Source organism: Paenibacillus sp. Y280, assembly GCF_056786335.1.
Genome location: NZ_JBXCIW010000010.1, coordinates 176691 through 190529 on the forward strand (window position 1 = coordinate 176691; position 13839 = coordinate 190529).

Below are 13839 nucleotides of genomic sequence, written 5' to 3' on the forward strand. Positions count from 1 at the left end.
GTTTGCTAAACTGACAAAGAGTAAACCTTAGAACCAAGAATGGAGAGATTCGGATGAAACCATTGCATGGGAAAATAGCAGTCGTTGCAGGGGCCACACGCGGAGCTGGCCGCGGTATTGCAGCAAGCCTTGGAGAAGCAGGGGCGACGGTATATTGCACAGGAAGAAGTATTCGCGGCCTTGCCTCTGACCTGAACAGGGCGGAAACCATCGAAGAAACAGCTGAGCTTGTCACAGCACGCGGCGGTGTAGGCATTCCGGTCAAGGTTGATCACACGGTAGAAGCGGAAGTACAAGCGTTATTCGAACGAATCAACATGGAGCAAAACGGCCAGCTTGATGTGCTTGTCAATAACATTTGGGGCGGAGAGCAGTTAACGGAATGGAAAAAGCCATTTTGGGAGCATTCGCTCAGCAAGGGGCTGTTAATGCAGGAGCGCGCGGTGAAGGCGCATCTTATTACGAGTCATTACGGAGCTCCACTGATGGTAAAGAGGAGGAAGGGTCTCATCATTGAAGTAACCGATGGGATCGATTACCGCTATCGCGGAAGCTTATTTTATAGTCTAGCGAAAATATCGCCGATCCATCTTGCCACAGCTATGGCAGCCGATCTGAAGCCGTTTGAGGTTTCCGCTGTTGCGGTAACGCCCGGTTTTCTTCGCTCGGAGGAGATGCTCGACCATTTTGGCGTGACGGAGGACAACTGGTTTGATGCAGTTCAAGGCGGCAAGCCAGATGCCGAGCATTTCAGCCAATCGGAAACGCCGTATTTCGTCGGCCGCGGAATTGCTGCGCTTGCAGCAAGCAGTGGCCTCTTAGAGAGATCAGGACAAGTATTCCCAAGCTGGCAGCTGTCCGATGAGTTCAACATCGCGGATGTTGACGGCAGACAGCCGCACTGGGGAAATTACGCGAAGCAGCACGGCTTCCTGTAACGGTACTTATCCAAATGCCCTGCTCCGCCAAATTGACCGAGAGCGCGCGCGTAAACGAGACGATGGCAAAAGGACACGTCCGATGCCGCTGTCTCCTCCGGTAATAATAGCAGTCTTGCCCTTTAGCTTCCCTGCTGCCTTATAAGAGTCAGAGATCGGAAGCGGGTTCATTTCAGCTTCGATGCCTGGCTGGCGATTTTGATGCTGGGGCGGGTTAATTGGTTTTTGGAATGCGGAATTGGCATATTAAAATCAGCTCCTTATGTTTTTCCCATAAAAGATTTCGTCCATCTCCGTCTTCAGTCTACTCGTTATTTCCTCTTGCTCTTTCGTTGACAGCGAGTCCTTCGTGTAGCCGAACAAATAATTGTTCAAATCAAATTGTTTCAGCTTGCACTTGGTATGAAACACATTCTCTTGATAAATATTAACGTCGATCATGTCATACAAAAGGCATTCTTCCTTCGGTATGTAATTTTGAATCGAATTAATGTCATGATCAATAAACAGCTTGTGGCCGTTAATGTCTCGCGTGAAGCCGCGCACTCGGTAATCAAGCGTCATAATGTCGGTATCAAAAGAATGAATTAAGTAATTCAGCGCTTTCAGAGGCGAGATCTCGCCGCAGGTAGACACGTCGATGTCAGCCCGAAAGGTGCTGATTCCTTCATTCGGATGATACTCCGGATACGTATGAACCGTTATATGGCTTTTATCCAAATGCATGACAACTGAATCAGGCAACGGGCCGGGAGATTCCTCAAACGATTCGTTTGGCCCACCAACGATAGGACCTTCCGATACGAGCAAGGTCACGCTGGCGCCTTGCGGCTCATAGTCCTGCTTGGCAATGTTAAGCACATGCGCGCCAATAATTTCTGATACGGTGTTTAAAATTTTCGTCAGCCTATCCGAATTGTATTGCTCGTCAATATAGGCAATATAAGCTTCGCGTTCTTCTCTCGTACGCGTATAGCACACATCATACATATTAAAGCTAAGCGACTTCGTTAAGTTATTGAAGCCGTGCAATTGAATTCGCTGTTCCGGCGTTAGCTTCAAAGCGCACATCCCCTTTCTCCATAACTATTATTTCCTTTTACCCAAAGAGCAATCCGACAAAACCGCAATATGAAATAAAAAAAGCATTTCACATTCGGTTTTAGCCGATTGCAAAATGTTTTTTATACCCAGCCTTATTCAGAAACAGGCTTTACGCCCTTGATCTCCAGACCAAACGCCAGTGCCCGCTTCAGCGAATCCTCTGTAAATTTTGATTTCGGATATTTCTTCTCCACTTCCTCTTTCGTAAGCGGAATCCATCTGAAATCCTTGTTTTGGTAAACGTACTTCTTCATGCCCCAATCGACATGAATCGTTCGGCTGGCTACCTTCGTTACTTTGCCGATCTCCGTCACCAAGTTCGAGGAACCAAATGTTTTGACGCAAAATTTGTTTACGATATCTATGTTCATGCTCTACTCCTCCGATCCTTATCCGCTAACAACGTATTTCATTATTAATTAAGCTTTTTCAATTCCTTTATTCGGAGTATAGGGTCGCCCACGTATACTTGAGTTTGGGGCAAGTTGCCGTCGCGCTGCCTAATGGCTAGCAAATTAAGCGCATTGACTAGCTCTTCATGCTCCGTCTCTTTCATTTGAAATTGCACGCCATATTCATAAATATCATTGTCCAGTTCATTGTACCAGACTATAAACCCATATAGCACGTACATTTGATTCGTAATTGGAGGCAAGCCCATGCCCTGCCATCGTTTGCTTTGCAAGCATGCTTCGCGCAGCACCCATTCCCCTATCGGGACGATAAGTCCTGTCTCTTCTGCGATCGGAATAAATTCCGCCGGGGACACCAGCCCCCAATCCGGATGATTCCACCGCAGCAGCGCCTCAACGCCAACAATCTCCATCGTTATGGCCAAAAAAATTCGCTTGAATCGTTACAAGCGTGGATCGATTTCCTTCTCTTTAGCAACCTCAAACAATAGATTCGCAGCAGCAGCTTTATACGCTGCGTTGTCCGGCGCAATTTCGGCAAAAGGAATCGCCAGCATATTCTGTCCGAGCCGGTGCTCATTTAAAGAGGTACGAAGCTTCAGATGAATACTCTTCTGTCTAATGAGCTTGTTGTACTTATGCGGGAAGCGATAATCATAGCCATAAATAATTGACATATAGTTCGCATTGCGTACCTTCATATAAGGAACGGTATGCGGCTCTGCGTATTCAGGCTTAATAACGACTCCCTCCATATGATTATCCACCGTAAGGGTTAAGAAATACTGCTCCGCTTGCTCATTGCAGTCTTCTGCTGATAGATTGAGCGTAAGGAACACGTCGTCAGAGAGGAAGCTATACATCTCCGATGTCTTCCAATCCGGCAGTGTTTCCCTGCCATCCTCATATATGATTTTGAGTAGCGAAAACGGTTTGTATTCCAGCTCGCCAGCCTCAGCATACAGCTCAAGCTGCTTTTTATACGTGCCGTAGGCATTCACATGATCGGCAAGAGGCATATGCTTCTCCAAAATCGAATGCACATACTTGTAGCTTTGGTAGACGCTCAGACCATATTTTTCATTAAGCGCCCCTTTGGACAGATGGAATTGATCCTTCTCAAAGCCGCTTTCCTTGTATTCAAGCGCAAGCTTATCGAATGCTGCCTCGAACCCATTCGCCTCAAGGAAGGCAAGCTCAGACTCAAGCGCCTTTTCAATCGGTTTAAATTGCTTTTCAATGAGGCCTTCTCCAAGCGCCTGCCAAGGCAGCAATTCACCGTCGAGAAGAAGCATTGCAATGCCGTTTTCCTTCATGTAGCTTCCTAGTCTTTGCTGTAGTCTCTCATATACGGACGTTAGATCAATCTTATTGATCTTATAACCATTGCGGCTAACCGCAAAACATTGCTCCAGCTCCGCATGCAAATAAACATTACATCTTGATCCCATATATTTCGGCTGGAGCACAACCTCTTTTACGCCATGCCCTGCAAAATAGTCCAGCCCTTTCCTCAGCGACTCAAGCTCCTGCGCAGCTTCATCCTTATCCGCTGGCGCCATCGTCCCAGAAATAAAGTTAACCTTATTGCCCGAGCAGTACTGCAGTCTGCGTGCTTCATCATCACCTAGCTCCTGCAGCGACACCTTGCGCTCTTCCTTGAACAGCGTGTGCAGCTCATCAGTCATAATCGCTTGCTCTGATTTTTGCGATTTAAACATCGGCTTCGCCGAAAGTATGACCGAGGTAAGCGCATTGCCGTGCACCGCACCGGAATCCAGATGAATTTTATTTTTGATTCGGAAAGCGTTTTTGGCTGCGATATGTCCAAATACATGATAAGGCTGATTAAAAGCCGCTTCCCGCTTCAAGAACATAAGCTGCTCTTCAAGCGGCTCTGAGCGGTCAATTCGGAAGTTCCGCTGATGCCTAACCGAGTTCGGGTCTAGCTTGCCCAAATATTTATTCGCGCATGGCGCGTGCGTGACATAGAACGACGTTCCTCTTTTGCCTACCATCCGATAGAATGGCTTCGATAGCGACACCAGATGATTAAACCGCTGAAGCAGCTCTGCATCATGACGAAGCACCTCAGTTGAATCAAAGTACGCATGCAGCAGCTCCTCTTCAACCCCGTTAATCTCACCGCGCATATATTTAGAAACGAAGTTCTCATGGTTGCCTAACACGAACAAAAAATGATCCTGATTCCTATACAGAAAATTTATTATTTCCTTCGTACGGCCGCCCTTGTCGATCCAATCCCCAACAAGCAGCACCTTCGTTCCTTTCACCTTCTCCGTTTCAATCAACTGGTCGCCTTCCACTTGAAAGCCATGGCCAACGAGCAAACCTCTCAGCTCATCCACGCATTCGTGAACGTCGCCTACTATAATCGTCTTCTGATCAAGCGGCAAAATAGCATCCAAATAGTCGTCTGCATCCTCAATAATGACCTTATAATCCGCATTTGCTATTCCAGCAGAAGGTGAATAAAAGTCCTTAGCGCGAACCTTATGGATTTTGGAGTAGCGCTCCCTCGCTAATGACCCCAGCACCTCTTTGCGCAGCCGGTTGATATGACTCGTAATGAGCTTCTTCGAGCGCTCCGATGCGTAATAATCATCCCGCTTCCGGTAATCGAACAGCACAACCTCAAGATTGTAGTTGTTTTCATTTGCAATATCCTTCACCTTCGCCCGGAAATCCTCAGACAAGCCGGTTGTGTCCACGACAACAAATTCCGCATTTATAGGATAAGATGTGACCAGTCGCAGCTTCTCGAACAGGAGGCGAAAAGCTTGATCGCTCGCTTCCAGCATCACTTGGTCATATTTATCATATTCAAAGCCCAGCAGCTCCTGCCGAATGCTATCGGAGGAAATATACTGCACATTGGCGTTTACTCCCTTGGCTTCATCACTAAACCGCAGCTGCGGAATAAGAACCTCGTTCGCAAACGTCGTTTTCCCGCATTCCGTCGAGCCGATCAGCATAAATATCGTATGAACTTTTGTTCTAATCTCCATTTCCGCTATTCCCTCCTTTTCCTCAAAATAGCTCCCTGCGTCGTCTGAATGCCATTCACGCCATCGCCGATTGCTACAAATTCCGTTTCAACGTTTTGATCACCCAATGTTGCTAGCAGCCATTCTTGAAACTCTGCTCTCCCAAGCTCCCATTTATGGTCATCATGACGGAAATCGTCCAGCTCATAATACGCGTTGAATTCCGCATTGGGAGTGGTCAGCACAAAATGATCAAAATCGATCTGCCCGCATATTTGCCGTATAAGCGCACTAGCCTCGTCCAGACTCATATGCTCAATAACCTCTGTCAAAACAACATCCACCTGCTCGCCGTTATACTGCTCAATAAAGTGATCGATGGAAGGAAACGTTGCGATGTTTTCCAGCTCCTTCGCAGCTGCCTTTCTTTGTACCACCTCTAGCAATGGCTCGCTTATATCAATCGCATAATAGCTGGCTTCGATCTTGGACGCAAACGGGATCGCATAATAGCCCTCTCCGCAGCCTACGTCCACTATCGATTTATCGAATGGAAGCACGCTTCCGATATAGCTTCTTCGCTGCTGCGCCGTACCGCCAAAGGCCAATTGGATCGAATAACGCTCCGTCTTCTCAAGCTCCTCCTTGTATTTCTTGAAGCGGTCTCTAGATGCCAGGAAGTTGCGGGCAAATAAGCTTCGGAGATAGAACGGCGCATCTATAATTTGAATGCTCTTCACATATTTAATCAAAATATCATCGGAAATATCAATATATTCATCGCTGAACATCGACAGAAACAAGCAAAGCACGCTTACGACATGCATAAGCTCATAAAGTGATTTCTGCGTCCTGATCGTCAGCGAATAGCTTTTATGCGCTAGATGTACGGCTTCAAACGAGTAATCCGCAAGATGCTTTTCAAAAAAATGAATATACCGCAGAAGCTCAATATGGATCATGTTGATATGGAAAGCATGCTCATATTGCTCCGTATCCCGTGTGTCCTGCGCTTTGAGCGGAGCAGCAAAAAATTCGTTTATCGCTCCTAGCACAAACAGCGGCGTATTATATCGGGATACATTGAGATACTCAAATTGATCCTGTCTATGCTGTTTATAAGAAACCTCGTTGTCTGCATCCTTGAAATAAACGTTAAATGTCCCTTCATCCGTATACCAGCCATACGCCATCCCTTTGCGAACGGCGCGCAGCAGCATGCCGGAATGCGGATTCTTTTTGATAACGAACGAAAAGCTCGGGTTCGTTGATTTCACTTGCAAAATTGCCATCTTTACCTTCCCCTCACCTATAAACTACACCTTTACCCCAAACCTCATTTAAAGCGCTGCGGAACAGGTCATCAAGCTGCTCATCCCGCGCTTCTTTGCCGTCCCCAAACGCCATGGCCGTTCGTTCGAAATAAGCGATACGATCCTCCAAATAATCATTGATCGGATGAAGCCTAGGCTCCAAGTCAAGCTCCTCCCCCGCCTTCTTCCGCCGCAGCAATTGCTCAATCGCTGCACTGAGCTCGCTTCTTGCCGGTATAAGCACTTCAACTAATTGATCAAACTCTATCGGTGGCATCGTTTGGTAGGTTTCAATCCATTCGCATGCTAGAATCGGCCGCAGCACATAAAAGTATTTTTTTATTTTCACTTGCTCGCCTTGCAGATACTCCCGATAGTTCCCCTTCGCCATATTGAGATAATGATACATACATGATTTAGGCGAAAAAGCTAACGGTGAAATGCTGCGAATTTGCTCTGCCACCGTGTATTTCGTGTAATAAGGCATTGGCGATTGCAGCCATTCCAGCAGAGGCGGATTCGATTTGCGAAACAGATTTAGCGCCTTGCGCAAATCCCAGCCGTTAATATCGAGTAAATGGCTGATAGGGCGCTCAATGACATCCCGCTTATTGAAGATCGATAAATACCATTCCACTGGCCTGACGTAGAGGAACCGAACATCATAATCGCTGTCCTTTGACGGAAACCCCCACGCCCTGCTTCCCGATTCGCAGGCATACAGAATGCGCACCTGCTCTTCGCGCTCGATTCGGTCCAGCTCCTCGAAAATATCAGCTCGTATATTAGTCATTCTAAATGCTCCCTTCTTTAGCTTGAACATAAAAAAGACCATGGACATAATCGTCCATGGTCAGTCATGATGAATAGCTGGCGATGCGGCTAACGTGAAGCCCGCACACGCCTCCCTTCAACTTCCGTACAATGGGTCCGATGAGAAGCAATATTCACTTTTGGAGTGGAAATAGTTAATCCGTTTACTCCCATTTAATGGCTGATTTTCTAGTTGATTGTTAACCATTCTCCTCGGACCCCCTCAATACCTTTTTGTTAAACTCCTTTTACTGCAGCAAGCGGCTTGCACTTCGCAACAACCTGCGCAAGCCCCGCGCCTACGACGCTCTCAATAATTTGATCAACATCCTTGTATGCCTGCGGCGATTCATCGACCAGCGATTCCATAGAGCGCTGATTCACAACAATTTCATCATCTGTCCCTACGCGCATCGCAGCGACTACCTCTTCTACGGATACCAGCTGCTTCGTCGCGTTGCGTGAGCGTATGCGCCCAGCACCATGACAGATGGAATAATGATTTGCTTTCCCTTCCGGGCTGCCGACCATCATATACGAAGCGGTTCCCATCGAGCCGGGAATAAGTGCGGGATGCCCTGTACTGCGGTACGGCTCTGGATTGTCCGGATGTCCCGCCGGGAGCGCTCTTGTCGCACCTTTGCGATGAACGAAGTACGCTTGCTCATCCTGCTCTTCCTCCCACGCATAGTTATGCATGAGATCATACAACGTCCTTAGCTCGAATTTGGAGCCAAATACATCCTTGCCCGCCTCGCGGACTGCATAAGCGATCAAATGACGGTTCACGACCGCATAGTTGAGCGCGGAGTACATGAGATTCACATAGGTTTGCCCAAGCGGATGGGAAAGCGGAGCGTAAAGCAGCTTAGGATCAGCGGTGCCGATACCTTCATGACGCATCATTTTGGCGATATCGGTGCTGCAGTATTGACTGACCGCGCCGCCCCAGGCACGCGAGCCGGAATGGATCATAATGACGACCTGACCGTCGTATAACCCCCATGCCTCTGCGATTTCCCGATTTTCCTCGGCAATTTCAACCGCTTGAATCTCGACAAAGTGATTGCCGCCCCCAAGCGTACCAAGCTGGCGATGCGCACGATGCCAAACGGCCTCCGGAAACTTATCCAGCACCTCTTCGTCAAAATAAAAACGGCTGCTCTCCACATGGGTTAAGGAGGTTGCTTTGCGCGGCGTGTAAGCATCGGGAATATATTTTTTCGGCAAGCCGTGCAGCCCTTTCTTCACCACATTCTCGAGTCTAATATCCGAGAAATAGCCTCTAGCATGCTCCTCCACCGGCAAAAACTTCTCAATCGCTCTCACCAGCTTTCGGCGCAGCTTTACCTCCTTCAAATCGTCCTTATGGAGATTCGTAAGCTGTACGCGCATCCCGCAGCCAATGTCGCTGCCTACGATCGAGGGTGATACGAAGCCGTCGCTTGTGTTCCACACCGCAGTTGTCCCGATGCAAGTGCCTACACCGACATGAACGTCAGGTGTATAGCTCATATAAACTTGATTCGGAATTTGCAAATTGTTGTTCGCCATTTCAAACACTTTATAATCTAAGGACGCGAATAACTCCGGTCCTGCATAAACATGCACCTGCCCCGAGGGCAGCTGAACTTTTTGATAATAGGTTTCTTTCATGGTTGTTAAAACTCCTTACATTCAAATGAACACAAAAAAGCCATGGACCTCAACATGTCCATGGCTTTACTTGCGCCTTTGTTTCCTAAACCTTGCTTGCCGTTACAGGTGCAAATTTTAGAAAACAGTCACAGGGCCCGCAGAGGCCGGTGAAATGGACTTGCTATTTGAAGCTGCGTTAAATGCTAAATTTTGTTCGTGCATGTTCATCGGCCTCCCTTCATTTGATTTACATCATAATACGCCCGTCACCCAGCATCTGTCAACCTTTTTAGAATTTTTCCAATAAAACTTGTCGTTTTCCTTATTTGGACACCGCTGCATCCGCCGGGTATACAAGTCCGATTTGCTTACGCGCCTCATCCATAATTTCCATCGTCACTAGCGAGTTTTCAAAAGTATTTACAGAAGACTCCGTACGTCCTGCTTTAATAAGCTCGATGAATTCCTTCGCCTCGTAATACATCGATTTGCTGATTGTTGGCTGTGAAATGTCTTCTGTCGATCCACTGCGGTACTTGATCTCAATCTTCCCTGGCTCGCTGATTTTATCGATAACGATGCTTCCGCTTTCCCCTTGGATTTCGGATGGCAGCGAGGAGTGGGTAATTTTCGAATACATAATAACCGCATCCATGCTTGCATATTGCAGCACGATACTGCCTTCGCCGTCAACACCGGATTCGAGCATAACGCCCGTTGCTTTAATCGCGTCCGGCTTGCCGAACAATGCTGCAAGCGGATAGATGCAGTAAATGCCAAGATCCATTAGCGCTCCATTGGAGAATACCGGATTAAAGGCGTTAAGCACCGTACCGGCCTTGTAAGCATCGTATCTCGAGGAGTATTGGCAATAGTTTGCAAAATAGCGCCGTACCTCTCCAAGCTTATGCAGATTGTCCTGCACCGCCTTGAAGCTCGGAAGCAGCGTCGACTTGAGCGCCTCCATCAGAAGTACGCCGTTTTCCTTGGCTGCGGCAATCATTTGACGCAGCTCATAGGCGTTTGAAGCGATTGGCTTCTCACAGAGCACATGTATCCCATGATTCATGCAAGCAATCGCTTGTCCGGCATGGAACGAGTTAGGGCTCGCAATATAGATCGCATCGATCTGTCCGCTAGCCGCCATCTCCTCTATGTCCGTATAGGCAGCAGCAATGCCATGCTTCGCTGCGAAGGCTTCTGCCGTTTCTGATGAGCGCGAATAGACGGCCGAAAGCTTAAAACCTTCAACCTCTCTTGCCGCATCGATAAATTGCTCGGTAATCCAGTTCGTTCCGATAATGCCAAATCGTATGGTGGTCGTCATTAAGGTCTCTCCTTGCGGTCATTTATTAGATGAAAGCTTTAGGCTTTTAATCATTGGATAAGAAAATTCGCTTCTGCTTATTATAGCTATTTTAGGGTTTGCGTGTCCAAGATAAGCCGCTTAAATTTTTGACAACCCGGATGATATGTATTAGTATTTCTAATACAAATAATACTTTGTTAGATGGGGTGATCCGATGATTTTGAAGCTTGATTACAACAGCGAAATACCGATCTACGTCCAGCTCCGCAACCAAATCGTCATCGGCATTGGCGTAGGCGGGCTTGAGTATGGCGAGAAATTGCCAACCGTAAGGCAGCTCGCCGATGATTTAGGCGTTAATGCGATGACGGTGAACAAAGCTTATGCCATTTTGAAAAACGAGGGGTTCATATCCATTGATCGAAGACATGGCGCCAAAGTGTCTACGATATGGGGCAAGCAAGCCGACTTCATCCAGAAGCTTGAGCGTGAATTAAAGCTTGTCATTTCGGAGGCCAGCCTGAAGGGTGTAGGACGAGAGGAATTTATGCAAATTTGCTCCAACATCTTTACTGCCGCAGCCAGCAAACAACATCCCCTGCCAGAATAGGAGTGTTTTCATGAACAATCTTTTTTTGATCATTCCAGCCGCAATCGTTTATATCCTCATTATGGTGATGTTTCTGAAGCAAGCACAACCAAGCAACCATATTTTATTCGGCGTGACACTTCCTTCAGATGCTCTTGAGGATGCCGCGATCAAGCAGCTGCAGTCCGAATACAAAAAAGCGTACGCCATATACGGGATCATCGTGTTGATTACCTTTGCGCCATTCTTCCTGATAGGCGAATACTTCTCATTAGCCCTCAGCTATATGTTTCTTTGGTTTGCCGCTTTTCTTTATTCGTCAAAGCTTCCCTTTAACAAAACCCATCATAAAGCCGCAGCCCTCAAACGCGAAAAGCAATGGTTTGTCGGAGAAAAACGGATTATCCGCATCGATACCAAAGTATCGCTTTTGAAAAAATCAACGCTTGCTTCTCCTTATTGGTTCTTGATTCCCGCTCTCTTATCCATCGTCCCCATTATTTTGTCCTTTATTAAATCAGACACGCTCTTAAAAATGACCGGATTCGTGTCGCTTGCAATGACCGTTATTTTATACGCCATATACACCGCTTTCGGCAATATGAAGACGAAAGAGTATAGTGAAAATCACGATATTAATGCCGCTATCAACTGCGCAGCAAGGCGCTATTGGTCCATTCTATGGCCTAGCCTCGCTATTTTTGAGAGCATCAACGCCTTTGTCGCATATACGATTTTGACGCAGGGAAGCTTCCTCAGTTTTACCCAGTGGATCATTGGAATCATCATGGTGTCGCTGGTTCCGCTCGGCATCATATTCTTCGTACATAATAAGGTGCGTGCTTTAGAGGTGAGTCTGGCGGAGACCGATGGCGAGGGCATTCTAAGCGATGATGATGCCTATTGGATCAACGGCTCCACCTATTTTAACCCGGATGATAAAGCGGTCATGGTGCCAAAACGCATCGGCATCGGGACGACTGTCAACATGGCCACCCGTGGCGGCAAATGGATTCAATACGGCGGGATCGTTCTTGCTCTTGTTATCATCATCCCGCTTGCCGCGTTTGCCGTGCAGTCCGACCATACGTCCCCAGCGCTCACGATTGAAGAGAGCGGCAACGTTTCGATCGAATACCCGTTGTACGATTACAGCTTTGATATGAGCGCTGTGAAGGGGCTGACGCTCGAGAACGAGCTCCCTAGCGGATTCCGAACAAATGGCACGGCAACGGCCGAATATGCAAGGGGCAACTTCTCATTAGAGAAGCTCGGAGCAGCCAAGCTATATGTATTCAAAAACTCACCGCCGTACATTTTCGTCCAGCTGGACGATCTATACGTTATTTTTAATGAGAAGGACGCCGCTAAGACTCAAGCGCTCTACGATGAGCTCGCTGCTCGCAAGCCTTAACAAGGCTGCATGCTAGGAGGAGCCACCGTATACGAACCGCTCCAGCTCTGCAAGCGATTGATCATCCAGTCCATTGGAGTTGTCAAAATAAAGAACGGAAGACGCTGGAACATTCCATTTCAGCTCTCTTCTAACTAATGAACGGCTAAACTCATTCCAGTTGTCCAACTTGTACTGGTCCAAAGCTGAGCCTCTCTGAACGATTCGATCGAAATGGAGCTTATCATCCCGCAGATAGACGAATACAACTTTCACATCAACATCCAATAACGAGGCCCCGATTGCATCGAGCTCCTGCTCGATCCAATGCGGGGTTTCCGTTTCCTTCGTAAAGGGTCCAATAACGAAAATATCCCCGTCATTAGCGATGTTCTCTAGCGCAGCATCCATCGTAATCCGGTAGCCTAAATTTCGGCAAAGCGTTTTGTAGGCGATGGAGTCCCGGTCGCTCGGATCAAGACCAGTTTGCGTCATGAGTGCCACAGCAGCCGGCCGCAGCACCGTATCCATATCGAGAATGGCCACGCCTCTCCTCTTCGCTACTGCCTTCGCGAGCGTCGTCTTGCCTGCTCCAGCTCCTCCTACAAAAAATACTAATTTACGCATGGCAACCTCCCTCATCAACCGTATTCTCTTATACATAACAAAAAAACACCTCGCAGCGCAAGGTGTTTTGGATGTGTTAATTGGAGCGGAAGACGGGAATCGAACCCGCGACCCTCGCCTTGGCAAGGCGATGCTCTACCGCTGAGCCACTTCCGCAAATGAATGGCTGGGGATTCAGGGATCGAACCTGAGAATGACGGAGTCAAAGTCCGTTGCCTTACCGCTTGGCTAATCCCCAACATCTATTTTTCGTGCTTTTTAGTTAAAATGGCGGAGCTGACGGGATTCGAACCCGCGGTCTCCTGCGTGACAGGCAGGCATGTTGGGCCACTACACCACAGCTCCATATGTAAGCTCGGATAAATCCGAAGGTGAAACCTTGGTTTGGTTGCGGGGGCAGGATTTGAACCTGCGGCCTTCGGGTTATGAGCCCGACGAGCTACCGGGCTGCTCCACCCCGCGTCAATACAAGCATATAGTCAGAACAAATTGCGCCCTGAAAACTGGATACGAAAGATTAGGTTTGCTGAAAACCTCTTTAACTGTGTCTGCCGGATGTATGGGTCACAGCAAACGATTTTAGGATAAGCCCTCGACCGATTAGTATTCGTCAGCTACACACATTGCTGTGCTTCCACCCCGAACCTATCAACCTCGTCGTCTTCAAGGGGTCTTACATACTGGGAAATCTCAT

11 protein-coding genes, 4 tRNA genes, 1 rRNA gene and 2 pseudogenes are annotated in these 13839 nt (G+C 47.7%); 3 read left to right on the forward strand and 15 right to left on the reverse strand.

Annotation, left to right across the window (positions count from 1 at the left end; translation table 11 throughout):
* The first annotated feature begins 53 nt into the window (after nucleotides 1-53).
* The gene (locus tag AC1TPC_RS15325) at nucleotides 54-938 is read left to right on the forward strand and encodes an SDR family oxidoreductase (protein ID WP_482067690.1); all 885 of its coding nucleotides are present in this window, start codon (nucleotides 54-56) and stop codon (nucleotides 936-938) included.
* Between the two features lie 75 nt (nucleotides 939-1013).
* Here the strand turns inward: AC1TPC_RS15325 and AC1TPC_RS15330 are convergent.
* From AC1TPC_RS15330 to AC1TPC_RS15370, 9 genes and pseudogenes are all read right to left on the reverse strand, one after another.
* Nucleotides 1014-1157, reverse strand: a pseudogene (locus AC1TPC_RS15330) (NAD(P)-dependent oxidoreductase); the annotation flags it as partial.
* Nucleotides 1158-1190: 33 nt separating this feature from the next.
* On the reverse strand, nucleotides 1191-2000 hold the full coding sequence (gene speD, locus AC1TPC_RS15335) for an adenosylmethionine decarboxylase (RefSeq protein WP_482067691.1): 810 nt from the start codon (nucleotides 1998-2000) through the stop codon (nucleotides 1191-1193).
* 134 nt (nucleotides 2001-2134) lie between these two features.
* Nucleotides 2135-2413 (reverse strand): hypothetical protein, encoded by a 279-nt coding sequence (locus tag AC1TPC_RS15340; RefSeq protein WP_482067692.1) that lies wholly within the window; start codon nucleotides 2411-2413, stop codon nucleotides 2135-2137.
* Nucleotides 2414-2685: 272 nt separating this feature from the next.
* Nucleotides 2686-2865, reverse strand: a pseudogene (locus AC1TPC_RS15345) (EAL domain-containing protein); the annotation flags it as partial.
* A 33-nt stretch (nucleotides 2866-2898) separates the two neighbouring features.
* A complete protein-coding gene (locus tag AC1TPC_RS15350) occupies nucleotides 2899-5484 on the reverse strand; it encodes a metallophosphoesterase (RefSeq protein WP_482067693.1) in 2586 nt (861 codons plus the stop codon).
* A 5-nt stretch (nucleotides 5485-5489) separates the two neighbouring features.
* Entirely contained in the window at nucleotides 5490-6755 is a 1266-nt protein-coding gene (locus tag AC1TPC_RS15355) for a class I SAM-dependent methyltransferase (protein WP_482067694.1), read from the reverse strand.
* A gap of 13 nt (nucleotides 6756-6768) precedes the next feature.
* Nucleotides 6769-7569 carry a nucleotidyltransferase domain-containing protein gene (locus tag AC1TPC_RS15360; RefSeq protein WP_482067695.1) on the reverse strand — a complete coding sequence of 267 codons (801 nt, stop codon included), beginning with the start codon at nucleotides 7567-7569 and terminating at the stop codon, nucleotides 6769-6771.
* Between the two features lie 257 nt (nucleotides 7570-7826).
* Nucleotides 7827-9245 (reverse strand): RtcB family protein, encoded by a 1419-nt coding sequence (locus AC1TPC_RS15365; protein WP_482067696.1) that lies wholly within the window; start codon nucleotides 9243-9245, stop codon nucleotides 7827-7829.
* 304 nt (nucleotides 9246-9549) lie between these two features.
* Nucleotides 9550-10554 (reverse strand): Gfo/Idh/MocA family protein, encoded by a 1005-nt coding sequence (locus tag AC1TPC_RS15370; protein WP_482067697.1) that lies wholly within the window; start codon nucleotides 10552-10554, stop codon nucleotides 9550-9552.
* 196 nt (nucleotides 10555-10750) lie between these two features.
* Between AC1TPC_RS15370 and AC1TPC_RS15375 the strand changes: the two genes are divergently transcribed.
* Together AC1TPC_RS15375 and AC1TPC_RS15380 are read left to right on the forward strand one after the other, a co-directional pair.
* Nucleotides 10751-11146 carry a GntR family transcriptional regulator gene (locus AC1TPC_RS15375; protein WP_482067698.1) on the forward strand — a complete coding sequence of 132 codons (396 nt, stop codon included), beginning with the start codon at nucleotides 10751-10753 and terminating at the stop codon, nucleotides 11144-11146.
* Between the two features lie 10 nt (nucleotides 11147-11156).
* Nucleotides 11157-12539 (forward strand): DUF5808 domain-containing protein, encoded by a 1383-nt coding sequence (locus AC1TPC_RS15380; RefSeq protein WP_482067699.1) that lies wholly within the window; start codon nucleotides 11157-11159, stop codon nucleotides 12537-12539.
* Between the two features lie 12 nt (nucleotides 12540-12551).
* On the opposite strand, the gene AC1TPC_RS15385 is transcribed toward AC1TPC_RS15380, so the two are convergent.
* The 6 genes from AC1TPC_RS15385 to AC1TPC_RS15410 form a co-directional block, all read right to left on the reverse strand.
* The gene (locus AC1TPC_RS15385) at nucleotides 12552-13145 is read right to left on the reverse strand and encodes a P-loop nucleotide/nucleoside kinase family protein (RefSeq protein WP_482067700.1); all 594 of its coding nucleotides are present in this window, start codon (nucleotides 13143-13145) and stop codon (nucleotides 12552-12554) included.
* Between the two features lie 81 nt (nucleotides 13146-13226).
* Nucleotides 13227-13301, reverse strand: a tRNA-Gly gene (locus tag AC1TPC_RS15390).
* A 7-nt stretch (nucleotides 13302-13308) separates the two neighbouring features.
* Nucleotides 13309-13383 (reverse strand) — tRNA-Gln (locus AC1TPC_RS15395).
* Nucleotides 13384-13413: 30 nt separating this feature from the next.
* Nucleotides 13414-13490 (reverse strand) — tRNA-Asp (locus AC1TPC_RS15400).
* Nucleotides 13491-13530: 40 nt separating this feature from the next.
* Nucleotides 13531-13607 (reverse strand) — tRNA-Met (locus AC1TPC_RS15405).
* Nucleotides 13608-13725: 118 nt separating this feature from the next.
* A 23S ribosomal RNA gene (locus tag AC1TPC_RS15410) occupies nucleotides 13726-13839 on the reverse strand; the annotation flags it as partial.

Excerpts from the sequence above, each read along its gene's own strand:
- AC1TPC_RS15370 (WP_482067697.1), bottom strand. The coding sequence starts at position 10,554 with ATGACGACCACCATACGATTTGGCATTATCGGAACGAACTGGATTACC.
- AC1TPC_RS15375 (WP_482067698.1), top strand. The coding sequence starts at position 10,751 with ATGATTTTGAAGCTTGATTACAACAGCGAAATACCGATCTACGTCCAG.
- AC1TPC_RS15340 (WP_482067692.1), bottom strand. The coding sequence starts at position 2,413 with ATGAACATAGATATCGTAAACAAATTTTGCGTCAAAACATTTGGTTCC.
- AC1TPC_RS15350 (WP_482067693.1), bottom strand. The coding sequence starts at position 5,484 with ATGGAGATTAGAACAAAAGTTCATACGATATTTATGCTGATCGGCTCG.
- AC1TPC_RS15385 (WP_482067700.1), bottom strand. The coding sequence starts at position 13,145 with ATGCGTAAATTAGTATTTTTTGTAGGAGGAGCTGGAGCAGGCAAGACG.
- AC1TPC_RS15325 (WP_482067690.1), top strand. The coding sequence starts at position 54 with ATGAAACCATTGCATGGGAAAATAGCAGTCGTTGCAGGGGCCACACGC.
- AC1TPC_RS15360 (WP_482067695.1), bottom strand. The coding sequence starts at position 7,569 with ATGACTAATATACGAGCTGATATTTTCGAGGAGCTGGACCGAATCGAG.
- AC1TPC_RS15365 (WP_482067696.1), bottom strand. The coding sequence starts at position 9,245 with ATGAAAGAAACCTATTATCAAAAAGTTCAGCTGCCCTCGGGGCAGGTG.
- AC1TPC_RS15355 (WP_482067694.1), bottom strand. The coding sequence starts at position 6,755 with ATGGCAATTTTGCAAGTGAAATCAACGAACCCGAGCTTTTCGTTCGTT.
- AC1TPC_RS15380 (WP_482067699.1), top strand. The coding sequence starts at position 11,157 with ATGAACAATCTTTTTTTGATCATTCCAGCCGCAATCGTTTATATCCTC.